The organism is Parasphingorhabdus sp., from assembly GCF_039939955.1.
Classification (GTDB): domain Bacteria; phylum Pseudomonadota; class Alphaproteobacteria; order Sphingomonadales; family Sphingomonadaceae; genus Parasphingorhabdus.
Genome location: NZ_JBDVHS010000005.1, coordinates 608,332 through 626,616, shown reverse-complemented (window position 1 = coordinate 626,616; position 18,285 = coordinate 608,332). Strand labels below are relative to the sequence as shown.

Below are 18,285 nucleotides of genomic sequence, written 5' to 3'. Positions count from 1 at the left end.
TTATTCTCCCTGTTTCCGCCGCTGCATTGCCGACTCATTTCGATGGTGCTAGCGGGACCGCAAATCACGGCACAACATTGCCGCAAAGCGTCTCTTTATCCAAGGAACAAAAATGATCCCGCGTTATTCCCGTCCCGACATGGTTGCCATCTGGGAACCTGAATCGAAATTTCAGATCTGGTTCGAAATCGAAGCACATGCCACCGATGCGCTCGCCGAACTGGGTGTGGTACCGAAAGAAGCAGCGGAGGCCATCTGGGCCAAGGGCAAGTTTGACGTTGCGCGGATCGACGAGATCGAACGCGAAGTGAAACATGATGTCATCGCCTTTTTGACCAATGTCGCAGAAAATGTCGGCGAAGAAGCCCGCTTCATGCATCAGGGCATGACCTCCAGCGATGTTCTGGATACCTGCCTTGCCGTACAGCTGGCGCGGGCTTCGGACATATTGCTTGCAGATATCGACGCCTTGCTAGCCGCCATCAAAAAGCGGGCCTATGAGCATAAGTTCACACCGACCATCGGCCGTAGCCACGGTATCCACGGCGAACCCGTCACCTTCGGTCTGAAACTGGCGCAAGCCTATGCCGAATTTGAACGCAACCGCGAGCGACTGGTTGCAGCCCGCAAGGAAATTGCCACCTGTGCAATTTCCGGCGCGGTCGGTACCTTTGCCAATATCGACCCGAAGGTTGAAGAGCATGTGGCCGAGAAGCTGGGCCTAGAAGTCGAGCCTGTCTCGACCCAGGTCATTCCGCGTGACCGTCATGCGCAATATTTTGCAACATTGGGCGTGATTGCTTCTTCGGTAGAACGACTTGCGGTCGAAGTCCGCCACCTGCAGCGGACAGAAGTGCTCGAAGCCGAAGAATATTTCTCACCGGGCCAGAAGGGCAGCAGCGCGATGCCGCACAAACGCAACCCGATCCTGACTGAGAACCTGACCGGCCTCGCCCGCATGGTTCGCAGCTATGCCCTCCCGGCGATGGAAAATGTCGCGCTGTGGCACGAACGGGATATTTCGCACAGTTCGGTCGAGCGGATGGTCGGCCCCGACGCGACAATCACCTTGGACTTTGCCCTCGGACGGTTGACCGGTGTTATTGAAAAGCTGCTGATCTATCCCGAGCGGATGCAGAAAAACCTCGATCGCATGGGCGGTCTGGTCCACTCACAGCGCGTATTGCTGGCGCTGACACAAGCCGGCATCAGCCGCGAAGACAGCTATCGCATCGTCCAGCGCAACGCGATGAAAGTCTGGGAATCAGACGGCGAAATCGCATTGCTGGACCTGCTCAAGGCCGATCCCGATGTCACCGCCAAACTGTCGCACGAAGAACTCGAAGAACGGTTCAACCTCGATTATCACTTCAAACATGTCGACACGATTTTCGCAAGAGTCTTTGGCGAATAAGCCGGTTTTCGGAACCACCGCATAGCATCTGGCCACCTGCCCCTTTTAGGACTAGGATGGCCGCAACACGACGGAAAAGGTGAAGCATGCAATTTATCAAAATCCTGTTCTGGGTTCTTCTGCTGGTCGCAACATTCATTTTCTGGTGGTCCAATGAAGCACGGTCATCGCTGGATCTCGGTGCAGCGGTGGTTGAGGCCCGGGTCTCGACCTTCGTTGTTGGCGCCTTCCTGCTCGGTTTTCTCCCGACATGGCTGTTGTTGAGAGGCTCCAAGTGGCGGCTCTCTCGCCGGATCAAGACGCTGGAGACTGCAGCACGACCAGCCCCTGCCCCTGCTCCGGCGCCGGTCGCTAGTCCTGCCCCGACACCGGCAGCAGAGCCCAAGCCGGCCATTTCATCGGTCCCCGACGAAAAAGCATCGGGACTATGAGCAACCCGATTTTCGTCGCAATCGACACGCCCGATCTCGACCGGGCCATCACGATTGCGCAATCGGTAAAAGGCCATGTCGGCGGCCTGAAACTCGGCCTCGAATTCTTCTGCGCCCATGGCCATCACGGCGTGCACGAAATCCATAAGCTCGGCCTGCCGATCTTCCTCGATCTCAAGCTGCATGACATTCCCAATACCGTTGCCAAGGCAATGCAGGCGATCAATGTACTGGAACCCGCCATTGTCACGATTCACGCTTCGGGCGGCCGCGCGATGATGGAAGATGCCAAGGCCGCAGCCAATGAACATACAAAGGTGGTCGGCGTCACTTTGCTGACCTCGCTCGACGAGCGCGATATGGCCCAAATCGGCTATAACGGCACACCGCATGATCAGGTCGAACGGCTAGCCGGTTTGGCCCAGCAAGCCGGGCTGGATGGTATCGTCTGTTCCGGCAATGAAGTCGCAGCCGCACACAATGTCTGGAAAAACGGCTTTTTCGTCGTTCCCGGGCTGCGCCCCAAAGGCGGTGCGATGGGCGACCAGAAGCGGGCGGTTACGCCCCGGCAAGCGCGCGACAATGGCGCCAGCGTGCTGGTGATTGGTCGTCCGATCACCGGAGCCGAAAATCCCGGCGAGGCAGCGCGGGCGATTGAAGCAACGCTTTAATTCTTCAACGATAGCGCACCATCGTCCTTCACCCTGAACCTGTTTCGGGGTCCACTCTTCCTCGCTCGGCATGGCTTGAGAAGAGAAATGGATGCTGAAACAAGTTCAGCATGACGAACGATATTTTGCGCGCTAATAGCTTGCCCATGAAAACAAAAATCAAAATCTGCGGTCTCTCGACCGAAGCCTCCATTGATGCCGCCATAGACAGTGGTGCTGACTATATCGGGCTCGTCCATTTTGAAAAAAGCCCGCGCCATGTGTCGCTGGAACAGGCGGCTGCGCTTCGCACTTATGCCGCACAACGGATCAAGGTCGCGCTACTGCTGGTCAACGCCGATCCCCAAACAACCGGCAAGGCCATCAGCGTGGTCAAGCCGGATGTCATCCAGTTCCATGGCAGCGAAACGCCGGACTGGCTAAAACTGGTCTCGGACAATAGTGGTTTGGAAATCTGGAAGGCGCTGGGCGTAAAAGACAAGCCGACGCTGGCCAAGTCCAGCCGCTATGTCGGCGCTGCGGACCGGTTGCTTTTTGACGCACCCGCCAAAGCCCTACCCGGCGGAACCGGCACCTCTTTTGATTGGTCCCTGCTGGCGGACCATGATCACCAGATCGACTGGGGCCTCGCAGGCGGCCTTGATCCCGACAATGTGACCGGCGCCCTGCAGGCCACACAAGCTCCGCTGGTCGACGTGTCCTCCGGCGTGGAATCCGCGCCCGGCGTCAAACAGGTGGACAGAATCGCCGCCTTTTGCCAAGCGGTGCGGGACTATGACGCGTCCAAGTAAGACCCGTTCGCCCTGAACCTGTCCAAGGGTGATTGCCGCAAGGGTTCCTGCTTCGACAAGCTCAGCACGAACGGATATGATCGCACAATGAACCAAACAACGCCCAACAGTTTTCGCAACATGCCCGATGACCGCGGTCATTTTGGCGAATTTGGCGGGCGTTATGTCGCCGAAACGTTAATGCCGCTGATCCTCGATCTGGAAAAACATTATCGCGCGGCGCAGGCCGATCCGGCGTTCGAGGAAGAGTTTAACGATCTGCTGCAAAATTATGTCGGTCGCCCTTCCCCGCTCTATTATGCCGAAAGCCTGACCGAGGAAGTCCGCAAGGATGCGCCGGAAGGCCCAAATGGAGAGAAACGGGGCGCGCAAATCTGGTTCAAGCGGGACGAGCTGAACCACACCGGCGCGCACAAAATCAACAATTGCATCGGGCAAATCCTGCTCGCCATGCGCATGGGCAAGACGCGGATCATCGCGGAAACCGGAGCCGGTCAGCATGGTGTGGCCACCGCCACCGTCTGCGCGCGCTTTGGCCTGCCCTGCACGATTTTCATGGGCGCCACCGATGTCGCGCGTCAGAAACCCAATCTCTTCCGGATGAAACTGCTTGGTGCGGAAGTCGTTTCGGTGACCAGCGGCGCGGCGACGCTGAAAGACGCGATGAACGAGGCACTGCGCGACTGGGTCGCCAATGTGCACGACACATTCTACATCATCGGCACCGCCGCCGGTCCCCATCCCTATCCCGAGCTGGTCCGCGATTTCCAAAGTGTGATCGGCAAGGAAGCCCGCGCCCAGATGCTCGAACGCACCGGACGCCTGCCCGATATGCTGGTCGCAGCCATTGGCGGCGGCAGCAACGCCATCGGCCTGTTCCATCCCTTTCTTGATGATCCAGACGTCAAGATGCTCGGCATCGAGGCGGCTGGCCATGGTCTGGACAAGGAACATGCGGCGAGCCTTGCAGGCGGCGGTCCCGGCATCCTCCACGGCAACAAAACCTATTTGCTGCAGGACGAAGACGGCCAGATCACCGAAGCTCATTCTATCAGCGCCGGCCTCGACTATCCCGGCATCGGCCCCGAACATAGCTGGCTGAAGGAATCCGGCCGCGTCGACTATGACAGCGCCACCGACAGCGAAGCGCTCGACGCCTTCCAGCTGCTCTGCCGCACCGAAGGCATCATTCCCGCATTGGAACCAAGCCACGCGATTGCCGCAGTGGTGCGCGAAGCGGTGAAGATGGATCGCGACAAGATCATTTTGGCGAATCTTTGTGGGCGTGGGGACAAAGATATTTTCACTGTGGCCGAGGCGTTGGGGACGGAGATTTGACGACGTTTGACGAACTATCACAACTACACGCGCAAAAACTTCGAAAGTGGCTGATCAGCATGATGATGCTTTTCCTGTTCGCTATAGTTCAATTCAACGTATCTTACATCTGGGACCCGCGTTGCGTTCAATATGGGCAAGGTGAAAACGTTGGTTGCATAGGCGTGTTAGGTGAATCATTGCTTCCCACTTTCATGGTCGGAACAGCCCTATTCTTTTGGCATGGGTTGGAGTTTTTCCAGAAACGCAAACCAAGCAATCGCATACTCGCATTTATGAATAACTATCGTGTTTTTGGGATCTGCGCGGTTGCACTACTGACCCTGCATGCCATGCGCGTTAGTGGACAATTTACGGAAATACAGCCCTGTGGAGGGGTGTTTTCGATAATATCGCAGTCTTGTTATGTAACGTCTCCCCTTCTTAAATTACCTGGACTAATATTCTCAGCGCTGATTGTGATTTTGTGTATCGCGAAACTGATCGCAACAATTTCGAGCAATTTGGAAGTCAAATCATGACCCGTCTCTCACAATCTTTCCCCGCCGACCGCGCGGCCCTCGTCACCTTCGTCACCGCTGGCGATCCGACCCCTGCCGATACCGGTGCCATTCTTGATGCGCTTGTCGCAGGTGGCGCGGATATCATCGAACTCGGCATGCCGTTCACCGATCCGATGGCCGATGGCCCCTCGATTCAGGAAGCGGATATCCGTAGCCTGGCTGCGGGCACTACGACCGCAGACATCTTCAACATGGCCAAAGAGTTTCGTCAGCGACACCCGGATACACCGCTGGTGCTGATGGGCTATGCCAATCCGATGACGATCAGAGGCTCCGAATGGTTTGCCAATGCCAGCGTTGACGCCGGTGTTGATGCGGTGATCTGCGTCGATATTCCGGTCGAGGAAGACGAAAGCCTTGGTGACGCTCTGCGCGCCAAGGATGTTGCGGTTATCCGGCTCGCAACCCCGACAACTGACGCAGAACGACTGCCGCAAATTCTGAACAACGCGAGCGGTTTCCTCTATTATGTCTCCGTCGCCGGTATCACCGGCCAGCAACAGGCCGCACAGGCCAGCATCGAAGAAGCGGTCAGCCGATTGAAAGCGGGCACCGACCTGCCCGTCGCGGTTGGCTTTGGCGTGCGTACGCCCGAACAGGCTGCCGAAATCGCGCGCGTCGCCGATGGGGTTGTTGTTGGTTCTGCCATCGTTGAAATCGTCGGAAAATATGGCAAAGACGCTGCGCCCCATGTACGGGACTATGTTCAATCACTTTCCGATGCTATTGCCTCGGCACGCTAGATTTCTGGGAGCTAAAAAATGTCTTGGCTAAGCAATGTCCGCAACAAGATCGCATCAATCACAAAGCGCGAAACCCCCGACAATCTCTGGCACAAATGCAAGAAATGCGATGCCATGGTCTTCCTCAAGGAATATGAGGAAAACATGCACATCTGCCCAAAATGCGAGCATCATGGCCGCATTGGACCGATGACCCGTTTCGATCAGATCATGGATCCGGACAGCTGGAAGCTAATTCCCTGGGCACCTGTCCAGGAAGATCCGCTGAAGTTCAAAGATCAGAAAAAATATACCGACCGGCTGAAGGACGCCCGGAACAAAACCGGCGAACAGGATGCCCTGATCAACGTGCAAGGCACGATCGAAAAGGTTCCCTGCGTGGTCGGCGTGCAAGATTTTGCTTTCATGGGCGGCTCAATGGGGCTGGCCGTGGGTCAGGCCTTTGTTGATGGCGCCAAGCGCGCCCTGAAAGACCAATGCCCCTATATCATCTTCACCGCCGCCGGCGGCGCACGGATGCAGGAAGGCATATTGTCGCTGATGCAGATGCCCAAGACCACGGTGGCTATCTCGATGCTGCGCGAAGCGGGTATCCCGTTCATCGTCGTTCTGACCGATCCAACCACCGGCGGCGTAACCGCTAGCTATGCGATGCTCGGTGACGTGCATATCTCTGAACCCGGTGCGATGATCGGCTTTGCCGGACAGCGGGTGATCGAGAATACCATCCGTGAGAAACTGCCCGAGGGCTTCCAGACCGCAGAATATCTGCTTGAGCACGGCATGGTCGACATGGTTGTGCATCGCAAAGAATTGCGCGAAAAACTGGCGCAGGTCATGGGCTATCTCATGGCATGGAAAGAGGCCGCCTAAACGCGGCACGACGATGGCAGACGGCGCGCAGTCGGATCATCCGGCAGTCCAGACACAGCTGAACCGGCTGGAAATGCTCTCGCCGGGCCGCGATGTGCTGGGGCTAGAGAGAATAAGCGAACTGCTGGCGCGTCTTGATAATCCACAGAATAAACTACCGCCGATTTTTCACGTCGCCGGGACCAATGGCAAAGGATCGACCTGTGCCTTCCTGCGCGCTGCGATCGAAGCGGAGGGCCTCAAGGCCCATGTTTATACCAGCCCCCATCTAGTGCGGTTCAACGAACGGATCCGACTGGCGGGCCAGTTGATCGAGGATGAATATCTCGCCGAGCTGCTCGCCCGGGTTCTAGACATCAGCGAGGATATCACCCCCAGCTTCTTCGAGGCAACAACCGCTGCCGCTTTTCTAGCCTTCTCCGAAACACCCGCAGATGCCTGCATATTGGAAGTCGGTCTGGGCGGCAGGCTGGATGCGACCAATGTGATCACCAATCCCGCCGCGACCGGCATCGCCGCGCTCGGCATCGATCACGAGGGTTTTCTGCTCAGTCCCGAAGAAGGCGCACCCAACGACCCCATGGTTCGTATCGCATGGGAAAAATCAGGCATTGCTAAGAAAAATGCTCCTCTGCTGACGCAAAAATATGCTGCGGATATGCTGCACGTGATCGCCGATCATGCTGCAGACATGGGGGCGCAGCATTTTCCACGTGGCGAGGAATGGGACGCGACGGTCTACGATGGTCAGCTGCATTACAAAGACCAAGTCGGAAAGCTTAGCCTGCCCCTGCCCGCCCTTGCTGGCGCGCATCAGGCGGACAATGCCGCGCTCGCCATCGCGATGCTGCGCCATCAAGATGCAATTGCTATCTCCGATTCCGCGCTGAAAGCCGCAATGGGCTGGGCGCATTGGCCCGGGCGGATGCAATTGCTGATCGCCGGACCGTTAACCCGCCTCCTGCCACCCGATGCAGATATCTGGATCGATGGCGGTCATAATGTCAGCGCGGGGCTTGCCTTAGCAAAGCAATTTGCCGACCATGAAGCGGGATCGATTGATCTGGTCATCGGGATGCTGTCCAACAAAGATCCCGCTGCCTTGATCGCGCCCCTGAACGAGAAATTGGCGAGCGTGACCGTCATTCCGGTACCCGGCCATGAATCCCATGGCCTAGGCGACTATCCGAAGGTCGATACACCCGTGACGGAAGCAGATAACGTCAGCGCAGCGCTAAAAGCCCTGTCGCCGGGCGCGGGCCAGACGGTATTGATCGCAGGCTCGCTCTATCTGGCGGGCAACGTGCTGCAGGCAAATGAGCAGGTTCCGGATTAATCCGGCTTTTCGTCGGCGTGTTTCGATCCCGCGGTGCCTAGCGAGCGATCAACCAGTCCGGAACGGATCATCAGCCAGAACATGATCACGCCGGGGAAGGCCGCCAAAGTGGTCAGCAGGTAAAAGTTCACATAGCCCATGCCTTCGATCAACGAGCCAGCGGTCGTCCCCGTCAGGAAACGCCCCAATATGCTCGCCGCTGCGGATAGCAGGGCAAATTGCGTACCTGTGAACTGTAGATTGCATAGCGCTGACAGATAAGCGACAACCGCAACGCCGCCGACGCCGCTAGCAAAATTCTCAAAGCCAATGGCACCTGCCATGCCCCAATTGCTGTGACCTACGGCTGCCAGTGCCGCAAAAGACAGGTTGCTGATAGCCATCAGGACCAAGCTCAGCATCACGGCTTTTTTCATTCCCAATCGCGAATAGACGATCCCGCCGATGAAAATACCGATCAGAAAGGCGAAGAAACCCAAGCTAACATCGTAAAAGGCTATTTCGTCATTGGTGAAGCCAAGGTCTTCGAACAACAAACGGAAGGTCAGGTTCGCCAACGTGTCTCCGATTTTGTGGACCAGAACAAACAGCAAAACAATCAACGCGCCCGACCGGCTGAAAAACTCAATCAGGGGGCTGACATAGGCCTTCGCAGCCGCAATCGGGCCTTTCAAAGCCATGGGATCCTGTCGGCGGCTCGGTTCGCGCATGATCAGACCGACGATGACGGCAAATAACGCAAAGAGCGAACAGACATAATAGGCAATCGACCAGTTGGTGCGCGCTGCTACCACCAGCGCGACAGCGCCCGCTGTTGCTGCACCAATACGCCAACCATATTGCGACATGCCGGAACCGACGCCCAGCTGCTCAGGCTCAAGCAATTCGATACGATAGGCATCGATCACAACGTCAAAAGTAGCCCCCGCAACCCCAACCATGATCGCCGCAACCGCAACTGCTGCTATGTCTTTTGCCGGATCAAGAGAGCCGAGATAGATGATTGCTGCCATGGCTAGAGCCGCAGTCACGATCAGCCAGGACAATCTCTGTCCAATGCGGCCGATCAGCGGCAGTTTCACTACATCGATAACCGGCGCCCAAAGCCATTTGAAATTATAGGCGAGAAAGGTCAGCGCGAAGGCTGTGACCGTGGATTTTTCAATACCGGCCTGTGCCAGCCGTGTCGTCAATGTCGCCGCAATCATCGTGAGCGGGAGGGCTGAAGACACTCCCAAGAATAGCGCGGCCAACGGAGCTGCCTCGCTATACGGACGCACCCCGGCAGGCAGAAATCCACGCCATCCCAATGCTGCTGCTTGCTCACTCAAACCAAATTCTCCCATATTTGGGAAAACTTTAACGCCTATTCACCTGAATGCCAGCTTGATTTTGCGGTGGCTCAGATATCAAGCAACTTTGCCGCGACAATCGGCCCTGCACCGGGGCGCTGCACCAGGATCGCATATTTGTCGGCGCCACTGATCTTCAGATATTCCGGCGGAATGGAAAATTGCTCCGGCTTGCCGCGCCAGCTGCCGAGCCGATGTTCGGCCTTCACCACGTTGACATAATGCAAGGTTCTCCCGCCATTTTCGCCGCGGCCAATGCTAACAGTTTCGGAGGAACTGAGCGCGATCAGCGAAACGCCCGCCATAAAATCGGACTTGCCACCGATTGTAACCATCATCTGCCCGCTGTCGTTGGTGGTAGCGGTGATCAGGGGACCCGACCGGTCGGCGCGCCGAACCAGCGAACGAATGTCATGCTCACGCGATCCGACCGCTCCGCCGCCGCCACTGACGACGATTTGCGGCGTGTACACGCCCGCACCTGCATTGCCTTTGGTAGCATAGGCCCGTTGCAGCCGGGTGTTTTCTTCCCGGGCCAGCGTGTCTTTCCAGCCAAGCCGGTCCCAATATGTCACGGGCCGCGTGATCACCAGCAGGGAGTCGTCTTTTGCAAGCCGGGTGGCCAGCATATCTGCAGGGGGACAGGACGAACATCCCTGACTGGTGAACAGCTCGATGACAACCGGATTAGAGCTTGCGATGTCATCGAAAGAATTTGCCACCTGAATAGAGCTGGTGGCAGAGGGAGGGGCCAGCTGCGCGCCTACAAAACCGGCAAAAGCCGATCCGCCAATCAACGCACATATGATAAACTTACTCATTTCCTGCTCCACAAGGGCAATATTAGGCATTCGTCACAACCGAACCAGAGGTTACAGATTGCGGACAGAGCATTTTTCGGCCATGCGTCTCGGCCATGACCGAAGAAAAACCAACCAAGATATATCGCGCAAAACCGACGCCCGGAGCGAAGCCAGCGGCAGGTCCCGCAGCGCAGCCCGGCGCCGTGCGCGAGGGCCAACGCATCGCCAAACTTCTGGCCCGTGCCGGCGTTGCATCCCGGCGTGAAATCGAACGCATGATCGAGGCCGGACGGATTGAACTTAACGGCGATCTCGTCGAGCATCCTTCTCTGCTGCTGAAAAATCTAACCGGCATCACCGTGGACGGCAAACCCGTGGCAGAACCCTCACCCGCAAAGCTGTACCGCTTTCACAAGCCCAATGGCTGTTTAACGGCGGAACGCGACTTTTCGGGTAAGAAGACCATTTACGATGTTCTGCCGGAGATGGAGCGGATCATGCCAATTGGCCGCCTCGATATGAACACCGAGGGGCTTCTGCTGATGACCACCGATGGCGAGTTCAAACGAGAGATGGAATTGCCGAAAAATGGCATTGAGCGCTCCTATCGCGCACGAACATTTGGCGAGATCACCCAGAACCAGCTGGAGGAGCTTTATCGCGGGATCACCATAGAAGGCATGCATTATGGACCTATCACCGCCAATCTAGAGCGACGCACCGGCCGCAACCAATGGATTGAAGTGACCCTTACCGAAGGCAAGAACCGGGAAGTTCGCCGGGTTTTGGAACATTTCGGCCTGGAAGTATCCCGTCTGATCCGGACCCGCTACGGCCCTTTCGTCCTCGGTGATCTGGAAAAAGGCGAAATCGAAGTCGTGCGCCAGCATGATCTCGTCCAGTTTCGCAAATCGCTGAAATAGAACAGGCTCGGGACGGGTAACGTAAGATGCGCATCATTGCAGGAAACTGGCGGGGTAGAAAAATCGTCGCGCCCAAGGGAGAGACGACCCGCCCGACCGCTGACCGCACACGCGAACGGCTATTCTCAATGCTGACCAGCCGGCTGGGTGATTTTGAGGGTTTGCAGATACTCGATCTGTTTTCAGGTTCCGGAGCCCTGGGTTTGGAAGCCCTATCTCGCGGTGCCGCCCATTGTACTTTTGTCGAGCAAGACCGAGACGCGATCAAGGCGCTGGAGAAGAATATCGAAACGCTGGGAGCCAAGGCGGATGTCCGGATTGGTTCCGTCCTGCACCTGGGACAGGCCCGCAAACCCTATGATCTGATCCTGATGGACCCGCCTTATGATTCGGGTGCTGGCGCCGTGGCGCTAGACAAGCTAGGCCGGCATGGCTGGTTTGCGCCATTTAGCTGGATCGCTTTGGAAACAGCGCGTCATGAAAAAGTGGAAGTGAAGAAATTTGATCTCGATTGTGTGCGAGATAGCGGTAAAGCGCGCATTCATCTGCTGCGCCCCGCCCCGGTATCAGAATCGGATAGCTAGCCGCCCATCATTACCATCATGGACGCGGTTTCGTTGCCATTCTGGTAAACGATGGAATAGGCGGTCGCACTTGCCATCATCACAATCGCTGCAATCGCGCTGCTCATCAGTCTTTTGCTCATTCTTAACTCCATTTGCGATTTCATATCGCCATTTGATGAATAAATGGTGCATCGCAACATAAAATTCAACCTGCCCTTTAGGTCATGTCAAAAGTGATATTGGTCCTTGCCGCCTGCGTCGATGTTCCCTAACTGTTCACCCGTGACCGATCCTGTCAACAATCCGCAAGAGAGCGACCCGCCCTATGTCCGTGGCCTGAACGCGCCGCAGCGCGAAGCCGTGCTGACCACCGAAGGGCCTGTGTTGGTGCTCGCCGGGGCAGGAACCGGCAAGACCGCCGCCCTCACCCGCCGTCTGGCGCATATTGTTTTTTCGCGCAAAGCGTGGCCAAGCGAAGTTTTGGCCGTGACCTTCACCAACAAGGCCGCCCGCGAGATGAAAGAGCGCATTGCCTCGATTGTTGGCGAAAGCTTTGAAGGCATGCCTTGGCTCGGTACCTTTCACAGCATCGGCGCCAAAATGCTGCGGCAACACGCCGAGCTGGTCGGCCTGCAAAGCAATTTCACGATTTTGGATACCGATGACCAGCTGAGGCTTCTCAAGCAGCTCATTCAGGCAGCGGAAGTTGACGAAAAACGCTGGCCACCACGGATGCTGGCCGGACTGATCGATCAGTGGAAAAATCGAGGCCTCAACCCACAGGATCTCGATGCCAATGAGAATGAACGCTACGCCAACGGGCGCGGGCAAGAGTTTTACGCAGCCTATCAGGCCCGGCTAAAGGTGCTTAACGCCTGTGACTTTGGTGACTTGCTGCTCCATATTCTCAATCTGCTGAAGACCAATCGGGAGATTTTGAAACGCTATCAGGAGCGGTTCAAATATATTCTGGTCGACGAATATCAAGATACCAACAGCTCGCAATATCTGTGGTTACGGCTGCTCGCACAAAGCCACCAAAATATCTGCTGCGTCGGTGACGATGATCAATCCATCTACAGCTGGCGCGGAGCAGAAGTCGCCAATATCCTGCGTTTCGAAAAGGATTTTCCGGAAGCGAAAGTGGTCAAGCTGGAGCAGAATTACCGCTCTACCCCGCATATTCTTGCCGCCGCATCCGGTTTGATCAATCACAATAGCGGCCGCCTTGGCAAAACCTTGTGGACCGAGGAAACCGAAGGCGACAAAGTGCAAGTGATTGGCGTCTGGGATGGCCCGGAAGAAGCGCGGCGTACCGGTGATGAAATCGAAGCGTTGCAACAGATCAAGCAAGTGTCTCTAAATGATGTCGCCATATTGGTGCGCGCGCAATTTCAGACCCGCGAGTTTGAAGATCGCTTCATCTCGATTGGCATGCCCTATAAAATCATCGGCGGCTTTCGCTTTTACGAGCGCGCCGAAATCCGCGATGCTTTGGCTTATTTGCGGGTAATCGAGCAGCCCGCCGATGATCTAGCCTTTGAACGGATTGTGAATACGCCGAAGCGCGGCCTTGGCGACAAGACCATTGAAAAGGTCCACCGCCTCGCCCGCGGACAGGGCATATCAATGGCGGCGGCGGCGCTCAGCATCTGCGACACCGACGAACTCCCACCGCGGGCGCGCAATACATTGCTCGAATTGATGCGCAATTTCGGACGCTGGCGGGACATGGCGGCCGACACCGATCATGCCGAACTGACCCGGGTCGTCTTGGACGAATGCGGCTATACGACAATGTTGCAGGCCGATCGCTCCACCGAAGCTGCGGGTCGCCTGGAAAACCTGACGGAACTCGCCCGGGCGATGGAAGAATATGAAACGCTGGGTGCCTTTCTGGAACATGTTTCCCTCGTCATGGACAATGACGCACGCGACGACGAGGCGAAGGTCACGATCATGACCATGCACGGCGCAAAGGGACTGGAATATAATCATATATTCTGTGCCGGCTGGGAAGAAGGCGTATTCCCGTCGCAGCGCAGCCTGGACGAAGGCGGCAATGCCAGCCTGGAGGAAGAACGCCGCCTCGCCTATGTCGCGATCACCCGGGCCCGGCAAAAATGCACGATCTTCCACGCCGCCAACCGGCGGATCTATGGCCAATGGACCAGCTCCATCCCGTCACGGTTCATCGAAGAATTGCCCGAAGACCATGTCGAACATGAAAGCAGCATGAGCGGCGGCGAAAGTCTGTGGCGGGCCAATTGGAGCGAGAATAGTGATCCCTTTGCTCATCTTGGCTCGGCCAATGCAACCAGAGCCGGCAAGCGCGGCCCTGGCTGGCAGCGTGCAGCCGCCGCTGGCTTTGACAAAACTCCCAAGAAGCTCAAAGAAGCGCGCCGCAGCGCAGTATCGCTAGGCAATAAGGGCCGCGACGATGTGACCGTTGGCATGCGCGTCTTCCACACCAAATTCGGCTATGGCGAAGTGAAGGTGAAGGAAGGCAATAAGCTGGAAATCGCCTTTGAGAAGTCGGGCGACAAAAGGGTGTTGGATAGTTTTGTCGAAGTGGCTTGAGCGAGATTTAGCTCGGCATCGCTAGCCGCGCCCTCACTTACAAAATCGCGTCGCCGACACCCATCATCTTGCCATCGGTAACAATGACGCGATCACCAAGCTTGACCTGTTCAAACAATAGCCGGGCAAATTCCAATGGTACGCCAATGCAGCCCCGCGTTCCCCAGCCCCATTTGACATCAGTGGCATGGATCGCAACGCCATCATTGGTCAAACGCAGCATATAGGGCATGGGCGAATGATAGATGTTGGAAACATGGTCCTTGCTCTTCTGGGTAATTGGGAAAACGCCGGTTGGGGTCGGTTTTTCGGCATCACCAAAAGTGATCACCGCCGCGCCAATTTCATAGCCATCACGAAAAACCGAAATACTCTCAGCGGCGAGATCGACAGTCACAACCAGTTCGCCATCTGGAACGCCTTCATCATCCCATTTAAAATAGCCATGAACAAATGGCTCATCAATCTGCAGGATACGCTTAACCGTGAACTTGTCATCAACAGGCAATTTGGCAGCAATATCGGCATTATCCGATAGATTTGAGTCTGCTTCGGTCGATTCTGCCGGAACCGGGTCCGCTTCCACCGCTTCGGCAGCGGGCTGTTCCGGAACCGTCATAGCCGACAGAACAGGCGATGATTCGACGGAGTCGTCAGCCGGACGAGTCAGGCCCATCACCAGCATCGCGACAATCACTAGCGCTGCGAGCAGCAAAATTGAGGCGCTCAACCGATATGCAATTTTTTCGACCATCGTTTAGGCTCCGTTACGTTAGGATAATATTTACCACGGAATTGTGACGAAAAATAGCCAAATTTTCACCAGTCCCGCAGCGGTACGTCGACAGCGCGAATGTTAAAAGGCAACGTTAACGGTCAAAAGCAGGGCAGGAAGAAAACCAAGTGATTGCAGGGCCTTCCTTCAATCGCTAGCACATCTATTGTGACCAGTTCTGCACCACATCCCTTTACGATCGCCAACTATCGCTACCTTTGGTTCTCGCGACTGGCATCGATGTTCGCACTTTATGCGATGATGCTGATTCTGGGCTGGCAGGCGTATAATCTAGCGCGCGAAGATATGGGCATTGGCGCGTCCGCCGGAATCTTGGGACTGCTCGGACTGCTCCAATTCGTACCGCTGTTCATTCTGACACCGCTGGTTGGATGGGTTGCCGACCATATGGACCGCCGCTGGATTGCGCGGATCGTATTGGGCGTACAGGCGCTGATCGCGCTTGCATTGGCGGTGCTGACAGCCAGTGGCGGTATCACGCTCTGGACCATCTATGTCATTGCCGTTTTGCTTGGAATATGCCGCGCTTTTCTAGGACCGGCGGTGACTTCGCTCGCGCCCAATCTGGTCCCGAAAGCATCAATTCCACGCGCCATTGCGCTCTCCACCATCGCTTGGCAAGTCGGCGTCATTGCAGGGCCTGGCATGGCCGGTCCGCTCTACAAGATAGACGCAGCCCTGCCCTATCTGGTCTGCGCAATCCTATATGCACTGGCGATGCTGGCAATTTTTCTGATTGGCCCCGTTCCCCGCCCGGAAACAGACAGAAGCAAAGGACCGCTGCAACAGGTTGGCGATGGCATGGCCTATGTCTGGACCAATAAGCTGGTGCTCGGGGCGATCACTCTTGATCTTCTCGTCATGTTCCTCGCGGGTGCGACGGCAATGATCCCGGTCTTTGCAAAAGATATATTGCACGCGGGCGAGATAGGCCTGTCGCTGCTCGCCGCCTCTCCGGCCGTCGGCGCGGTGATTGTCGCGATCATTTTCTCTTTTGCGCCGCTTAGCAAGAATGTCGGCAACAATATGCTGATTGCGATGGCGGTATTCGGATTGGGTACGATTGGATTCGGGCTGAGCACCAATCTTTATCTGTCCATGGCCTGCCTTGGAATTTGCGGCGCTGCCGACATGTTCGGGGTCTATGTCCGCAGCTCGCTGATCCAGCTGCACACGCCCGATGCAAAGCGCGGCCGGGTGAATGCCGTCAGTCAAATGACGATCAGCGCGTCGAACGAACTGGGCGATGCGCTCTCTGGAGGCCTCGCCGTATTATTCGGCCCAATCGCCGCCATTGTCGCGGGCGGAGCCGGTGCTATAGTGGTGACCGGACTATGGTCGCGCCTATTCCCGCAATTGGGCGCTGCCAAGACTTTTGATCCGCCGGAAGATCTCAAAGACGAACCGGCGAAGAAATAAGAAAATAACCAGGAGTGCAGGATAATGATTGCAAATAACATTCTCGAAACCATTGGAAATACGCCGCATATCAAGATGCAGCGGCTGTTCGGCGATGCCAATGTATGGATCAAGTCCGAACGTTCCAACCCTGGTGGATCGATCAAGGACCGCATTGGTCTGGCGATGATTGAAGATGCCGAGAAATCCGGCGCGCTCAAACCCGGTGGGACGATTATCGAACCCACATCGGGCAATACCGGTGTCGGACTGGCCATGGTCGCCGCGGTCAAAGGCTATACGCTGGTTCTGGTGATGCCGGAATCCATGTCCCTCGAACGCCGCCGTCTGATGCTAGCCTATGGCGCGACCTTTGATCTCAGCCCGAAAGAAAAAGGCATGAAGGGCGCAATCGAACGGGCACAGGAATTGGTCGAACAGACCCCCGGCGCCTGGATGCCGCAACAATTCGAGAACCCCGCCAATTTTGAAGTGCATAAACGCACGACGGCGCTCGAAATCCTCAACGATTTCAAAGATGATCCGCTGGACGCGATCATCACCGGCGTTGGCACCGGCGGCCATATCACAGGGGTTGCCGAGGTTCTGAAAGAACATTGGAGCCATTTGAAAGTCTATGCTGTCGAACCGACCGCTTCACCGGTGATCAGCGGCGGTCAACCGGGCCCGCACCCGATCCAGGGCATTGGCGCTGGCTTCATCCCGGGCAATCTGCACACCCAGAGTATCGACGGAGCGATCCAGGTTGATCCGGCCGACGCGAAAGCCATGGCGCTGAGAGCCGCGAAGGAAGAAGGCATGCTGGTTGGCATCTCCTCCGGCGCGACTTTGGCCGCCATCGCGCAAAAACTGCCGGAACTGGGCGGCGGCGCGAAAGTGCTCGGCTTCAACTATGATACCGGGGAACGCTATCTATCGGTCCCAGAGTTTTTGCCTGAAGAATGAGCTCGATCGAGGTCCAGCAGTTCACCTATCAACATGGTGATGTAGAATTGTCCGGTTATATGGCGCAACCCAGCCGTTATCCGCGGGCCGCCATTTTGATCGTGCCGACCATTGCTGGCCCGAACCAGATCATGTTCGATCGCGCGAGATGGCTGGCCTCCTTGGGCTATAGTGCAATGGTCTGCGACATATATGGGCAAGGCTTTGTCGAGAATATGCACGAAGCGCGCAGGCTTGCGGACCAATTGCGATCGGATGCCGAATATTATCGTGATCGGTTCCGCTGCGCGCTTGCAGAATTGCGGACGCGGTCCAAATTGAGCAACGACCGGATTGGCGCAATCGGATATTGCATGGGCGGCGAGATCGTTCTGGAAATGGCCCGTGGCGGCGAGGATATCGCGCTCGTCGTCAGCTTCCATGGTCTACTCGCAACACCTTTACCGGCGAAGCGCGGAACCATAAAATCGCGCATATTGGTTTGCCATGGCCGGGCTGATCCTTTGGTCCCGCCGAAGCAGGTTCGCGCCTTTCTCGAAGAAATGGATATTGCGGGCGCGGATTGCCACATGCATACCTACACTGGCGTCGTGCACGGGTTCACCGACCCCGGCAGCAATTTGCGGGCAATGGATGCAGTCCAATATAATGCATCGGCGGACCGACAGAGCAAGGCTGCCATGCTCAGCATGTTTGACGAGATATTTGAGAATAAAAAAACACCGGACCAATATTAGGCCC

Annotated in this window: 19 protein-coding genes; 15 read left to right on the top strand and 4 right to left on the bottom strand. The window is 56.5% G+C overall.

Annotated elements, in window-relative coordinates:
- Positions 1 to 112: 112 nt before the first annotated feature.
- The 9 genes from purB (at position 113) to ABJG22_RS08260 (ending at position 8,160) form a co-directional block, all read left to right on the top strand.
- Positions 113 to 1,414: an adenylosuccinate lyase gene (gene purB, locus ABJG22_RS08300; RefSeq protein ID WP_348019770.1), complete on the top strand. Its 1,302-nt coding sequence runs from the start codon at positions 113 to 115 to the stop codon at positions 1,412 to 1,414.
- Between the two features lie 86 nt (positions 1,415 to 1,500).
- A complete protein-coding gene (locus ABJG22_RS08295; protein WP_348019769.1) occupies positions 1,501 to 1,845 on the top strand; it encodes a LapA family protein in 345 nt (114 codons plus the stop codon).
- A complete protein-coding gene (pyrF, locus tag ABJG22_RS08290; protein WP_348019768.1) occupies positions 1,842 to 2,516 on the top strand; it encodes an orotidine-5'-phosphate decarboxylase in 675 nt (224 codons plus the stop codon). Before ABJG22_RS08295 ends, pyrF begins: the two co-directional genes overlap by 4 nt.
- A 110-nt stretch (positions 2,517 to 2,626) precedes the next feature.
- Positions 2,627 to 3,307 (top strand): phosphoribosylanthranilate isomerase, encoded by a 681-nt coding sequence (locus ABJG22_RS08285; RefSeq protein ID WP_348019767.1) that lies wholly within the window; start codon positions 2,627 to 2,629, stop codon positions 3,305 to 3,307.
- A gap of 87 nt (positions 3,308 to 3,394) precedes the next feature.
- Positions 3,395 to 4,645 (top strand): tryptophan synthase subunit beta, encoded by a 1,251-nt coding sequence (trpB, locus tag ABJG22_RS08280; protein WP_348019766.1) that lies wholly within the window; start codon positions 3,395 to 3,397, stop codon positions 4,643 to 4,645.
- The gene (locus ABJG22_RS08275; RefSeq protein WP_348019765.1) at positions 4,642 to 5,166 is read left to right on the top strand and encodes a hypothetical protein; all 525 of its coding nucleotides are present in this window, start codon (positions 4,642 to 4,644) and stop codon (positions 5,164 to 5,166) included. Before trpB ends, ABJG22_RS08275 begins: the two co-directional genes overlap by 4 nt.
- On the top strand, positions 5,163 to 5,951 hold the full coding sequence (gene trpA / locus ABJG22_RS08270; protein ID WP_348019764.1) for a tryptophan synthase subunit alpha: 789 nt from the start codon (positions 5,163 to 5,165) through the stop codon (positions 5,949 to 5,951). Before ABJG22_RS08275 ends, trpA begins: the two co-directional genes overlap by 4 nt.
- 18 nt (positions 5,952 to 5,969) lie before the next feature.
- A complete protein-coding gene (gene accD / locus ABJG22_RS08265) occupies positions 5,970 to 6,824 on the top strand; it encodes an acetyl-CoA carboxylase, carboxyltransferase subunit beta (RefSeq protein ID WP_348019763.1) in 855 nt (284 codons plus the stop codon).
- Between the two features lie 13 nt (positions 6,825 to 6,837).
- On the top strand, positions 6,838 to 8,160 hold the full coding sequence (locus ABJG22_RS08260; RefSeq protein ID WP_348019762.1) for a bifunctional folylpolyglutamate synthase/dihydrofolate synthase: 1,323 nt from the start codon (positions 6,838 to 6,840) through the stop codon (positions 8,158 to 8,160).
- Here ABJG22_RS08260 and ABJG22_RS08255 read toward each other — a convergent pair.
- Together ABJG22_RS08255 and ABJG22_RS08250 are read right to left on the bottom strand one after the other, a co-directional pair.
- Positions 8,157 to 9,491 (bottom strand): MFS transporter, encoded by a 1,335-nt coding sequence (locus tag ABJG22_RS08255; protein WP_348019761.1) that lies wholly within the window; start codon positions 9,489 to 9,491, stop codon positions 8,157 to 8,159. The genes ABJG22_RS08260 and ABJG22_RS08255 overlap by 4 nt on opposite strands.
- A gap of 71 nt (positions 9,492 to 9,562) precedes the next feature.
- Positions 9,563 to 10,333: a DUF1223 domain-containing protein gene (locus ABJG22_RS08250; RefSeq protein ID WP_348019760.1), complete on the bottom strand. Its 771-nt coding sequence runs from the start codon at positions 10,331 to 10,333 to the stop codon at positions 9,563 to 9,565.
- A gap of 95 nt (positions 10,334 to 10,428) precedes the next feature.
- On the opposite strand from ABJG22_RS08250, the gene ABJG22_RS08245 reads away from it, so the two are divergent.
- Positions 10,429 to 11,238, top strand: coding sequence for a pseudouridine synthase (locus ABJG22_RS08245; RefSeq protein WP_348019759.1), 810 nt, complete (start codon positions 10,429 to 10,431; stop codon positions 11,236 to 11,238).
- A gap of 26 nt (positions 11,239 to 11,264) precedes the next feature.
- Positions 11,265 to 11,822 (top strand): 16S rRNA (guanine(966)-N(2))-methyltransferase RsmD, encoded by a 558-nt coding sequence (gene rsmD / locus ABJG22_RS08240; protein ID WP_348019758.1) that lies wholly within the window; start codon positions 11,265 to 11,267, stop codon positions 11,820 to 11,822.
- Here the strand turns inward: rsmD and ABJG22_RS08235 are convergent.
- Positions 11,819 to 11,944: a hypothetical protein gene (locus ABJG22_RS08235; protein ID WP_348019757.1), complete on the bottom strand. Its 126-nt coding sequence runs from the start codon at positions 11,942 to 11,944 to the stop codon at positions 11,819 to 11,821. The genes rsmD and ABJG22_RS08235 overlap by 4 nt on opposite strands.
- Before the next feature lie 121 nt (positions 11,945 to 12,065).
- Here ABJG22_RS08235 and ABJG22_RS08230 point away from each other — a divergent pair, with 121 nt between their 5' ends.
- On the top strand, positions 12,066 to 14,384 hold the full coding sequence (locus tag ABJG22_RS08230; protein ID WP_348019756.1) for a UvrD-helicase domain-containing protein: 2,319 nt from the start codon (positions 12,066 to 12,068) through the stop codon (positions 14,382 to 14,384).
- 37 nt (positions 14,385 to 14,421) lie between these two features.
- On the opposite strand, the gene ABJG22_RS08225 is transcribed toward ABJG22_RS08230, so the two are convergent.
- A complete protein-coding gene (locus ABJG22_RS08225) occupies positions 14,422 to 15,138 on the bottom strand; it encodes a L,D-transpeptidase family protein (protein ID WP_348019755.1) in 717 nt (238 codons plus the stop codon).
- Positions 15,139 to 15,327: 189 nt separating this feature from the next.
- On the opposite strand from ABJG22_RS08225, the gene ABJG22_RS08220 reads away from it, so the two are divergent.
- Genes ABJG22_RS08220 through ABJG22_RS08210 form a run of 3 tightly spaced genes read left to right on the top strand, consistent with a single transcriptional unit; the run spans position 15,328 to position 18,281 of the window.
- Positions 15,328 to 16,599, top strand: coding sequence for an MFS transporter (locus ABJG22_RS08220; protein WP_348019754.1), 1,272 nt, complete (start codon positions 15,328 to 15,330; stop codon positions 16,597 to 16,599).
- Between the two features lie 24 nt (positions 16,600 to 16,623).
- Positions 16,624 to 17,544 carry a cysteine synthase A gene (gene cysK / locus ABJG22_RS08215; protein WP_348019753.1) on the top strand — a complete coding sequence of 307 codons (921 nt, stop codon included), beginning with the start codon at positions 16,624 to 16,626 and terminating at the stop codon, positions 17,542 to 17,544.
- Positions 17,541 to 18,281 carry a dienelactone hydrolase family protein gene (locus ABJG22_RS08210; protein WP_348019752.1) on the top strand — a complete coding sequence of 247 codons (741 nt, stop codon included), beginning with the start codon at positions 17,541 to 17,543 and terminating at the stop codon, positions 18,279 to 18,281. Before cysK ends, ABJG22_RS08210 begins: the two co-directional genes overlap by 4 nt.
- The last annotated feature ends 4 nt before the right edge of the window (positions 18,282 to 18,285 follow it).

Coding starts and splice junctions, on each gene's coding strand:
- purB (WP_348019770.1), top strand. CDS start 113: ATGATCCCGCGTTATTCCCGTCCCGACATGGTTGCCATCTGGGAACCT.
- ABJG22_RS08295 (WP_348019769.1), top strand. CDS start 1,501: ATGCAATTTATCAAAATCCTGTTCTGGGTTCTTCTGCTGGTCGCAACA.
- pyrF (WP_348019768.1), top strand. CDS start 1,842: ATGAGCAACCCGATTTTCGTCGCAATCGACACGCCCGATCTCGACCGG.
- ABJG22_RS08285 (WP_348019767.1), top strand. CDS start 2,627: ATGACGAACGATATTTTGCGCGCTAATAGCTTGCCCATGAAAACAAAA.
- trpB (WP_348019766.1), top strand. CDS start 3,395: ATGAACCAAACAACGCCCAACAGTTTTCGCAACATGCCCGATGACCGC.
- trpA (WP_348019764.1), top strand. CDS start 5,163: ATGACCCGTCTCTCACAATCTTTCCCCGCCGACCGCGCGGCCCTCGTC.
- accD (WP_348019763.1), top strand. CDS start 5,970: ATGTCTTGGCTAAGCAATGTCCGCAACAAGATCGCATCAATCACAAAG.
- ABJG22_RS08260 (WP_348019762.1), top strand. CDS start 6,838: ATGGCAGACGGCGCGCAGTCGGATCATCCGGCAGTCCAGACACAGCTG.
- ABJG22_RS08250 (WP_348019760.1), bottom strand. CDS start 10,333: ATGAGTAAGTTTATCATATGTGCGTTGATTGGCGGATCGGCTTTTGCC.
- ABJG22_RS08245 (WP_348019759.1), top strand. CDS start 10,429: ATGACCGAAGAAAAACCAACCAAGATATATCGCGCAAAACCGACGCCC.
- rsmD (WP_348019758.1), top strand. CDS start 11,265: ATGCGCATCATTGCAGGAAACTGGCGGGGTAGAAAAATCGTCGCGCCC.
- ABJG22_RS08235 (WP_348019757.1), bottom strand. CDS start 11,944: ATGAGCAAAAGACTGATGAGCAGCGCGATTGCAGCGATTGTGATGATG.
- ABJG22_RS08230 (WP_348019756.1), top strand. CDS start 12,066: ATGTTCCCTAACTGTTCACCCGTGACCGATCCTGTCAACAATCCGCAA.
- ABJG22_RS08225 (WP_348019755.1), bottom strand. CDS start 15,138: ATGGTCGAAAAAATTGCATATCGGTTGAGCGCCTCAATTTTGCTGCTC.
- cysK (WP_348019753.1), top strand. CDS start 16,624: ATGATTGCAAATAACATTCTCGAAACCATTGGAAATACGCCGCATATC.
- ABJG22_RS08210 (WP_348019752.1), top strand. CDS start 17,541: ATGAGCTCGATCGAGGTCCAGCAGTTCACCTATCAACATGGTGATGTA.